The organism is Candidatus Omnitrophota bacterium (genome assembly GCA_040755155.1).
GTDB lineage: Bacteria > Hinthialibacterota > Hinthialibacteria > Hinthialibacterales > Hinthialibacteraceae > JBFMBP01.
Map to the genome: position 1 here is coordinate 18,067 of JBFMBP010000013.1, position 10,370 is coordinate 28,436.

General features: G+C 49.0%; 6 protein-coding genes and 1 pseudogene. 5 read left to right on the top strand and 2 right to left on the bottom strand.

From position 1 onward, the window contains the following. The first annotated feature begins 11 nt into the window (after window positions 1–11). The 5 genes and pseudogenes from AB1656_01500 to AB1656_01520 all read left to right on the top strand — a co-directional run bounded on the left by AB1656_01500 (window position 12) and on the right by AB1656_01520 (window position 7,637). Window positions 12–407, top strand: coding sequence for a BlaI/MecI/CopY family transcriptional regulator (locus tag AB1656_01500; protein ID MEW6234038.1), 396 nt, complete (start codon window positions 12–14; stop codon window positions 405–407). A gap of 277 nt (window positions 408–684) precedes the next feature. Continuing rightward, complete coding sequence (locus AB1656_01505; protein MEW6234039.1) at window positions 685–3,855, top strand: M56 family metallopeptidase; 3,171 nt, start codon at window positions 685–687, stop codon at window positions 3,853–3,855. A gap of 128 nt (window positions 3,856–3,983) precedes the next feature. Beyond that, window positions 3,984–4,475 (top strand): annotated as a pseudogene (locus AB1656_01510) (LamG-like jellyroll fold domain-containing protein). 147 nt (window positions 4,476–4,622) lie between these two features. After that, window positions 4,623–5,600 (top strand): hypothetical protein, encoded by a 978-nt coding sequence (locus tag AB1656_01515; GenBank protein MEW6234040.1) that lies wholly within the window; start codon window positions 4,623–4,625, stop codon window positions 5,598–5,600. 555 nt (window positions 5,601–6,155) lie between these two features. Then, window positions 6,156–7,637, top strand: coding sequence for an RNA polymerase sigma factor (locus AB1656_01520; GenBank protein MEW6234041.1), 1,482 nt, complete (start codon window positions 6,156–6,158; stop codon window positions 7,635–7,637). Here the strand turns inward: AB1656_01520 and AB1656_01525 are convergent. Both AB1656_01525 and AB1656_01530 read right to left on the bottom strand, forming a co-directional pair. Then, window positions 7,601–9,430, bottom strand: a complete 1,830-nt coding sequence (locus tag AB1656_01525) for a glycosyltransferase (protein ID MEW6234042.1) — start codon at window positions 9,428–9,430, stop codon at window positions 7,601–7,603. The genes AB1656_01520 and AB1656_01525 overlap by 37 nt on opposite strands. Next, the gene (locus tag AB1656_01530; GenBank protein ID MEW6234043.1) at window positions 9,424–10,338 is read right to left on the bottom strand and encodes a carbon-nitrogen hydrolase; all 915 of its coding nucleotides are present in this window, start codon (window positions 10,336–10,338) and stop codon (window positions 9,424–9,426) included. Before AB1656_01530 ends, AB1656_01525 begins: the two co-directional genes overlap by 7 nt. Window positions 10,339–10,370: the final 32 nt, after the last annotated feature.

Sequence of the window (10,370 nt, forward strand, 5' to 3'; positions counted from 1 at the left end):
GGCGGTAAAAAATGACGCGAAAATCGATACATGATCTGGGAGAACTTCAGAAAACCATCATGGAAATAATCTGGGATTTGGGCGAAGCCACGGCGCGCCAAATCCAAGAAAAAATCGGCAAAAAAAAGAAATACGCTTATACATCGATTCTAACCATGATGCAGCGTTTGGAAAAATCCGGTTGGCTGAAACACCGGAAAGAGGGCAACGCCTATATTTATCAACCGGCGTTCTCGCTTGAACAGGAACGTACTCGTTCTTTGAAGAAAGTCACCGATCTCGTGTTTAAAGGCGACGCCCGGCTTTTGTTTCAACACCTTGTCCAAGCGGAAAACCTCAGCGATGAAGACTTAATAGCGCTAAAAAAGATCATTGACGAGAAGAGAAAGGAGAAGAACCGTGGCTAATTCAACTTTTTCCAATTTTTTAATGGATTGCGTTTGGCAAAGCGCTCTCATTTTGGCCATTGGGATTCTATTGAGTAGGTTCTGGCGGCATAGGCCCGCGCGGGCGCATTGGATTTCCTTTTTGGCGATCGCCTCATGTATAGCGGCGCCGTTTGGCAGTCACGTTGTCCGTCAACAGGGAGCGGGATTCTTCAACGAACCGCCTTTGATGAGATGGATGGGTAACGATCAAGTTTTTCAAAATGCTCCTATCCCTCCTCGGTTGAATGCACAGGCTATGCCGCCATCAGGGGCAAGTTTCCACGAATCGAATACCATTCCACCATCGGCGTTTCAGGCAAAAAAAATCGAATCTTCTCTTGAAAATTCATTCTCAACGGTTCGAAAGCCATTCGATTGGGAGCGATTTATCCTTTTATTCTGGATGGGATTGTCCTGTTTCCTTGGAATTCGTCTCATTATCTCTCTCGCTAAGGAATGGCTTGTTTTACGAAAAACCGAATTGGTAAAAGACAAAAACATTTATCAGCCGTTAGATGCAGCCGTTGCCCGTTTGGGATTAAAGCATTCTCCGGCGGTTTTGCAGTCCGAAAGTATTCATTGTCCAGTAATATGCTGTTGGGGATGGCGTCCTGCGCTTGTTCTGCCGAAATCCGTATTACGTCTTGGAGATAAAAAGAATCTGACAGGCATCCTCTGCCATGAATTGGCGCATTGGAAGCGCAAAGACCATTACGCATCTTTATTGGCGGAATTGGCCGTTTGCTTCCTGCCCTGGCAGCCGCTGCTTTGGTGGATGAAGCAGCGATTGGAACGCTTCAGCGAATTGGCTTGCGATCATTGGGTGCTCTCCACGGGCGAATCAGGGGAGGAATATGCGGAATCTTTGCTGGATATGCTTCCGCAAAGAAGACAAGTCTTCTCTCTCGCTGTAGTGAATCGCCGAAAAAGGTTGGAAGATCGCATCCGCGCGATTCTGCGCGGCTGGCGCGCCGCCCCCAACCAAGGGGCGTTATGGACGATGATCGCGATATTGCTCTCGCTCGGTTTGACGGCGGCGGTAGCCTTTGCGCAAAGCGGAAATGCAACGCGCCTATTGGATGCGGTTGGAATCGTATCCTCGCCAGATTCTCTGAACGACAATCCCATCCCCATGTCCTCCGCGCGCCGAATTAACATCCCCGACATCATGACAGTATCCAATCTCTCGCCGGATGGGAAATATTTCGCCTGTTTTTTAAACTACGATTTAATGACGTATAACATAGAGACTGGAGAGATCGATAAAATCGATGAATACGTTTATCCGCAGCGCGCCGTATGGTCGCAGGATGGCAATCGCCTCGCTTATACCAAAATACGTGATCGGGAAGATATGAATTCTTTCTATCTTGCTATAACCGATCTTTCTGCAAAGAAAGAAGAGAAAGTACTTGAATTGAAGGATTACTATTTCAATATCGAAGACTGGTCCAGCGACGGAAAATATGTCGTCGGAACAGAAGATACAAACAAGCGAAAACACGACAACCATGTAATTGTCGCAGTGAATCTTGAAAGGAAGGAACTTACTTATCTAGAAACGAACCACAATCACCGGGATCCTACCTGGTATTCAGAACTTAATCCCCGATTTTCCCCGGATGGAAAATATATTGTCTACCGGACGAGCGACTATCGAACAGGATTATCCACATTGCATATTCGAACGCTGGATGACGCTTACCATTACGAATATTCCGACTATCGCGGCAATATCGAATTCCCATTCTGGTCGCCTGATGGCCGATTTATTATATTTAGAGGGAAAAATGCGGACCAAACACTTGATATTGATATTTATGCGATTCAAGCAGTAAATGGGCAATTTTTGGGAATTCCAATTCGCGTATTAAACAACTTCGGGAGGAGTCTTCCGATCACATGGACTCGTAATAATAAATTTGCTTACAACACGCTTCAAGGAGCAGCTGACTGGGGATTATATGTTTTTTCTATCGATGCCAATACAGGTCATGCGGCCAAGACGCCGAAACGCATATTCTCGAGAGGTACGCGAACTTATGCGTGGTATGCAGACAGTGCAAAAATATTGCATCCATATTGGGATGGAATGCAGATATTCTCCTTGCAGGATTTAAAATTAGAATCCATACGTCCGGAAATTGTTGGAGCCTTCAGTCACATTCAATCCATGTCCATATCTCCCGACAATTCTTTTATCGTGATGGGCGCATCCGACGCTGAAAAGAATAAAGGCGTATTTAAAATGCAATTGGATACGGGCGAAATCGACGCGCTGGTTCCCATGAACGTTAAAGATCGGTGGGGATTAGTACACGTAACCAGATTGACGGCGGATGGATCGGCGATCGCATATGTTGCCGATAACAAAATCTATAGGCTGTCGCTCGCGGATAGAAAAACCGATATGATAGCGGAAGGAGACGAATCGAAAGGGATTTACATATCGTATGCTATGTTGTCGCTTACATCCGATGGAACGAAAATCGCCTACAACCTTATCGATAACGAGAGAAACGTGGTTTCCATTATCGTAAAGTCATTTCCCAGTAATGAGACGAAGGAAATCGTATCATATTCTATAAACGAAGATTGGATTTATTCTCTGGATTTGTCTCCAGATGGCGGAAATATCGCTTATCTTACGGATAAATTATGGATAGCGCCGCTATCGGGTAAAGAACCTTATGCAGTGGAATTGCCAGAACAATTGAGTTTTAACTATTTGAGCCGGATTCAGTGGTCGCCGGACGGCAAACAGATTTCAGTGATCGCCAAAGAAGAGCATAAGCCGCAATATTGGATTATCGACAATTTTGTGATTGAGGGGAAAAAAGAACAAGCGGCTGATGATGTCAAACCTGTAGTTGCGCCGAAATCGTTGAAAGGCGCGAATGTAGTATTGCTCAGTACTCCGGATAAGGATAAATACCCCGCATTGAAACAAGATATTGATATTAATAAGCCCAATCTTCAAGAGGGAAAAGAAGGATACGCAATAACCCAAAATGGCCTCAAAAACGGGGAAATGCCATTCACGGATCGCTCCTGCAAATTGGATCAAATTCCATCCGAATTGGAAGGATTAACGTTGCTCCATACCGCGATGGCTCATAAACAAGTATGGGATGATGAATTCGTCATAAAATTGTCTTGCGAAAAACCATTCTGCGCATTTATCGCCGTGGATGAGAGGGCGTTAGAATTATGGAAACAAGTGGGTACGCCAAAATGGCTGCGGGAGTATTCTCCCACAGAATTTAAGATAACCACAGATGATAGCGATATGAAAGCCTCGAATCAAGGCTATAAAGTATTCTTCAAGAAAATGGAAGCCGGCACGATAGTTCTTGGCCCGCCCAGGGCTGGATCGACATACGGAACCATGTACATCGCCTTTTTCGGCGTGGAAAGTAAGGATTAGTGGAGAATTCCTGCTAGAACGGCCAAAAGAGAGTCGTTCTTTTTACATCTATACTTAAAATATGGAGAGAAAAAATGAAGCGTTTGTTGAATCCGGGATTTATAATATTTCCGCTCCTATTTTCGATTATGAATGTTCATGCGGATCGTTCCACCTACTTGGTTTTGGATGGGGTGAATGATAAAGCGTATTACAATGGAACAATATATCCAAATTCAAGCGCTCATCATAGTTTTACCGTAGAAGCATGGGTTTATCCAACGAAAGCCGGAAGCGTAATCATTTCGGATGATGCTTACGATTTAATCGTAATGAAGGCGACAGGAAACGTAGCCAATAATGGAAATGGCGTCAAATTAGCTGTAGCTTTCAGCAATGGAACTATATCTTCCTCGGAATATCGCGACATTCAATTGAATCGATGGAATCATGTCGCCGGTATTTATGACGCCTATCGAAATGCAGCGTTTATTTCTATAAATGGAAAAATCGGGGATGAACATCTATTATCAAATGCATCCAATTTTTTTGGCGTTTATTCCGCATATAATTTTACAATAGGCGGTTTTTTTGATGCAAACGATGGCCCATTTGAGGGTTGGATCGATGAAGTCCGCATTTCTGACGTGGTTCGTTACATCAATGACTTCGTCCCTGCTGAACAATTCGAGCAAGACGAAAACACCATGGCGTTGTTTCATTTTAACGATCAAGATGGCGCAACAAGTTTTATTGACCATGGTTCCCATGGATATACATTAACAGGCGTGAATGGCGCAAGAGTAAGAAATACTACCCTTCCACCTACTGACGCGCATACGCCAACCAACACACCTACAAATACGCCGGCATCGACTCCAACTCCGGCTTGGACATTTACTCCTACTCCGACGGCGACTTTTACACCCACACAAACTCCAACACCTACAACGCCAGCCGCCACTCCCACAGCAAAAAGCATTTCCCATGTTTTCGTCTATGACGATCCCGCTTTTCCCGTCGATCTAACCGGCGCGACGGATTTTGACGATGCGGGAGCCGCTGCTCTCACCATTGCATGGGACGCCGATAAAGGCGCCGCGACGGGATGGGATATATTTGTTCGCCAAGGATTGCGAGGATCGCAGTTTTTGGCTCGCGTCAATAATGCGGACGCCTTTCTGTTTGAATGGAAAAAAGACTCAGCGAACCTGGCCTCGGCCTTCCAAAATGGGCCAGATTACAACGCCGCCTATTCTTTCCGCGTCGTTCGCCTGGATGGACAAGTCGGTACAGAAGATTTCTTCGACATGAGCGGATTCGTGGGATTGAACCTTACGGGTGGCAATAACATTCGCTTAACGCAACCGGCAATGCCCAACCTGAGGGATAAAGAAATTGCAGTTTATGATGATATTCTGGGCGGCAACAACTTGTCCCTCTCCGGCGAAGACGTTGACGAGTCCAATTGGCGAGCGCTGCAAATCGCGTGGAATTTCAACGCCGATCCATCGACAGTGCAAGACTACCGCGTCCTGATACGCGAAAAAGGGGAAACGCAATTCAAATCCCTAGGACAAACCAATAGCGGCAAGATCACGTACTTCTGGTGGACGCAGGATCAGGCGTTCACGACAACGGCGGAATTCAAGGACGGCCCGCAGCCGGGTAAGACTTACCAATTCCGCGTTGTGAAATTCGCTTTTGACGGTTCGCGGGATGGCATAAGCAGCGGTTATGTGAAATACGCCGTTAGAAGCCAATAAGTCGTCATATAATTGGGAGTATTAATGCAAGATCCAAAAAAAGCCACAAATAGAAACGATGTATTTCGCATTCTTTGCTGAAGAAGAATAATTCGAAAGCATATAATGTATTAATCGATAATTGTCATGTTCTTGCCTCGCCAATGACGGAAATGATGAGCTTCATGCGCATCACCTTTTTCGGCATGGAAAGCGAGAAATAAGGAATCGCTTTTTTATAAATTTTTGCGGCGGCGTCTGCTGGGCGAATTCCATGCCATTGAAGCGGAGCGTAATGACGTTAGGTCTGAAGGTAATTCCATCCCGCTCTAAAAAATGGCGTAGATGACGATTTGCATAATGAGCGCCGCCGCCGGACTAGCCTCCGCCGTTTCCAAAAGTTCACCGGCGGCGAAAGCGGCCGCAGGAATGTTCGCTATGAGTGGAGCGACGTTGGGAGTACTATTATTACTACAATCCTTTAAAATATGTGCGAAAATGAAAGATCGAATCCGTCACCTTTATCTCCTCCGCGCCACTTATAGGCGTTGAATCCCATAGGCAGGAGAAAAAAGGATGAATACGACAATGAATAACGACGCGCAAGTTCTGGAAGCATGTCTGGCGGGCGACCGCAACGTTTTCGGAGAGATCGTAGAGCGCTACCAATCGCTGGTCTGCGCCATCGCTTACAATGCCACGGGCGACTTGGACCAAAGCGAAGAATTGGCCCAGGAAACCTTCGTTACTGCTTGGAAAAGCCTGCGCCAACTGCGCGATCCCTCCAAATTGAAATCCTGGCTCTGCGGCATCGCCCGCAACCTCAGCCGGGAATGGCTGCGCCATCGCCGCCGGATTGTCTCTCTTCCCGAAGAGTCGCTGGATCAAGCCGCCGTCAACCCCTCGATCACCCCGGCGGATCGGGTAATCGATAAAGAAGAAGAAGCCATCCTCTGGCGCTCCATAGAGGAAATCCCAGAAGCCTACCGCGAGCCGCTGATTCTCTTCTACCGCGAACAACAATCCGTCGCCAAGGTGGCGGAAGCGCTGGAAATCAGTGAAGACGCCGCCAAACAACGCCTCAGCCGGGGACGGAAAATGCTGAAAGAGCAAGTGGCGGCGTTCGTGGAATCGGCTCTCTCCGCCTCGGGACCGAAAAAAGCCTTTACCGTCGCCGTACTCGCCGCTCTTCCCGCCGCCGCGCCGCAGTTCGCCGCCGCTGGATTGGCCGCCGCCGTTTCCAAAAGTTCTCCGGCGGCGAAAGCGGCCGCAGGTATGTTCGCTATGAGTGGGGCGACGTTGGGAGTGCTTCTCGGCTTTTTGGGCGGCGTTCTTGGATTCATGAATGGTTACCGTCAAGCGAAATCCACGCCGGAACGGCGGTATCTCATCCAAATCTCATTAAGGTGTTTATTGTATGTTCTTGCTTATTTCGGAATTATTTTCGCCGCCGCGTATTTCTTCCGCGATTCGATCCAACCCCTTTTTCTTGCCCATCCCAAAGACGTCATGCTTCCCGTCATCTGCGGTTTAACCGTAATTTATACGGTCGGATTGGTCTTGTTGATTAAGCGTTGGAACGTTCGCTTGAAACAAATTCAAATCGAACAGGGAACCTACGTCGATCCCATCGAAGACTATCGAAAATCGCTGCTGACTCCTCCCTCGAAATGGAATCTCATCGGAATGTACGGCGGAAGCATCTTCGGCAGCGCGGCGTGGATCTATCCCAGTGCAATTCTAACCAAGGATTGGATGACGCCCATCGCCGTAACGCTCTTCATCCTGGCGCTCTTTGCAATCAGCGTAACCGCTACTCTGCGCCATGCAAACAAAATGTACAGCTATATTCTAGCAATGCTGCTTGGCTTATTTCTCATGAATATGCTCGTCGTACATCTTAAATGGACCGCCTGGCAGGAAATCGTCTTCCAAGAAACGCCCCTCTGGCTGATCGATGCTCTTATCGCTTCATTATTCTTATGCTTGGCGCAGATGATTTGGAACAGGAAAAAACAATTTCAAGAATTAGCCGATAAGAATCCTTCCAAGGAATGAAGCATCTTTTCCACGCGATCTTTATATCGAAATGAAGAGGCGATTCTTTGCCGGGCGCGGCGAATGATCGCCTCTCGTTCTTTGGGGTGGGATAAATAATAGGCCGCTTTTCCCGGCAAATCGCGTTCGCCATGATAGAGCGCGATTTCCGTTTTCGGCTCAAAAAATTCCGCCATTCTCTCTTTGGCGTAGAGATGAATATCCGATAGAAGAAATCCATCGCACATAGGAATATCTACATCCCGCGACGTAGGGCCGGAGTGGGGAAACGGGGGATGAATGTTGAGGGAGATTTTCGCCGAACGATAAAAGTCGCAGCACTCTTGCGCCGTCAAGCCCCTGCCTTGAAACGCTCGGGCGATCGGCGTCCCCTCCAGCAGCGCCGCCCAATCGAGATTGCCGTAAATCTTCAAATCGAAGTCTTGCAGTTGCAATAGCAGCCGCACTCGCCGCAGCCGGATGCTTTCCATATGCAGAAAAGAAAGAACCAGTTGCTCGTCCGACATGCCGCGCTGGCGCAGAGCGGGACCGATAGCCTCAGCGATGGCTCTTTGCTCTTTTTCGGAAAATTCAAGGCGCTTCCATAACGCCGCCATCGGCGCCGCCGTCTCCCGCTGTTTGCATTCCAGAAGCGCGTCGAGCCGCAAAAGGGTCTCGGCGGGAATTTTGCGCCGCAGCGGCTCCGTATTCATTACGCTGCCCACGAAGCCAATCTCGCAGGCGAATTCGTTGCGCTGGACGCAAGGCAGCGGATATCCACCGACGGGAATCTCTCCCAATAAATGGGCGCAGCGCCCAGCGAGCGGTTCGGCGAATTCTTTCCAAGAGTAGAACAAATAATCGTGCGAGCCATGCTTATATTGCGGCAGATGATCGGGATGATCGACGTACCATATCAGACGCTTGATGGGAATATTTTCGCAGCCCCGCAAGAAAAGATCGGATGGATGGCTCAGTGTTGCAATATAATCCGGACAAAGGCGAATCAAATCCAGCCGCAACCGCAGCGAATCGTAATGCGAAATGGAAGATGGCGGATGCGGAACCGCGCGCTCGATGGTTTTATAGCCCAATTCCTTAAAACCTAACGCTAGACCGCGCCCCAAAACCAGCCAACAGTTCACCGCTGGCTCGACGATCAAAACCGTTTTCGTTGGCGGAGGATGGGACTTCTGATAATGCTGGAGGAATTGTTGCGAACATTGGCGGATCTCCGCCGCCCGCGCCTGAAATCGCCGTTGGAATTCTTCGAGATAGGAAAGAGCGCTAGCGGATGTCGCATCGTAAGGCGGCGATAGAACATCCCGCAAAACTCCACCGCTCAGGAAATACGGCTCCAAATCGTTCTCTATCGCCTGGATGGATTGCTCCAACGCGCCGCCGCCGATGAAAAAAAAGACTTGGCGATTTTGGATATAGGATTCCAAAGAATAAAGGCTGGCATGAACGATAAAGCGTTTTAAGTCCGGTTCGACAACGAGAGCCGGATTTATCTTGGAAAATTTATCTGGCGCTAAAAAAAATGGATTCAATGTCTCGATTCCAAAACACAAAAGCCATTCGCTTAGCGGAGAGTAACTTCGAATCGCCGATTCAAGGCGTGGATTCGGATGTGCGGAGGAAGCTGTCGTCCATTCTTCTTTCTCTCCATTTCTGGTCGAGACGCAGCAACAACGGCGACGGCCATCCGGCAGCGGCTCGACGCGGATTTCATGCTCCAGCAAAAAGCGCTCGACAGACTGCGCCAAGCTGGGACGGTGCGTTCGAAGCAGGATTAAATTTTGACTTAGCATTCTTGACGGCCCGTTTCCCCGCCGTCGAGAAACCGCCGCTGGATTCCGCCATAGGCGTCGATGCGGCGGTCGCGCAGAAACGGCCAATGGCGGCGCACTTCTTCAATGCGCGAAAGATCGATTTCCGCGCAAACGATCTCCTCCCGATCGTGCGAGGCTTCGGCGAGAACAATTCCAAACGGATCGCAGATAAAAGACGATCCCCAAAACTCGATTCCCGCGCCCGGCCCCGGCGAAGGTTCATGCCCCATGCGGTTGGCCGCCGCGACGAATACGCCATTGGCGATGGCGTGACCGCGCTGAATCGTGCGCCAGCCGTCAAATTGGGACGCGCCGTAGGCTTCCTTTTCGTGGGGATGCCACCCGATGGCTGTGGGATAGAAGAGAACGCTGGCTCCTTGCAGCGCCGTCAAACGCGCCGCTTCGGGATACCATTGATCCCAGCAGATCAAAGCGCCGATGCGGCCTTTACTGGTGGAAAAACAGCGAAAGCCCAAATCGCCGGGGGTGAAATAATATTTTTCGTAGAAGCCGGGATCGTCGGGAATGTGCATCTTGCGGTAAAGGCCAATAACCTCGCCGCCGTCCAATACGGCCAGGCTGTTATGATAAACGCCGGGCGCGCGGCGTTCGAAGAAGGGAACGAGCAAGACGATATTTTTCTCCCGCGACGCCAAACTCAGCGTCCGGATCGTCTCGCCATCAAGCGGCTCGGCGAGATCGAAGCAATCGATATTCTCCGACTGGCAAAAATAGCGCGTACAGAACAGTTCCTGCAAACAAATTACGTTCGCCCCTTGCTGCGCCGCCGCATAAATCAGCCGCATGGTTTTTTCCAGATTCTCCGCCGGATCGCCGCCGCAAGCCGTCTGAATCAAACCCGCGGTGAAATTCTTCTCCGCATTCATAAAAAGCCTTCCTCGAGCATCCTGCTTATCTC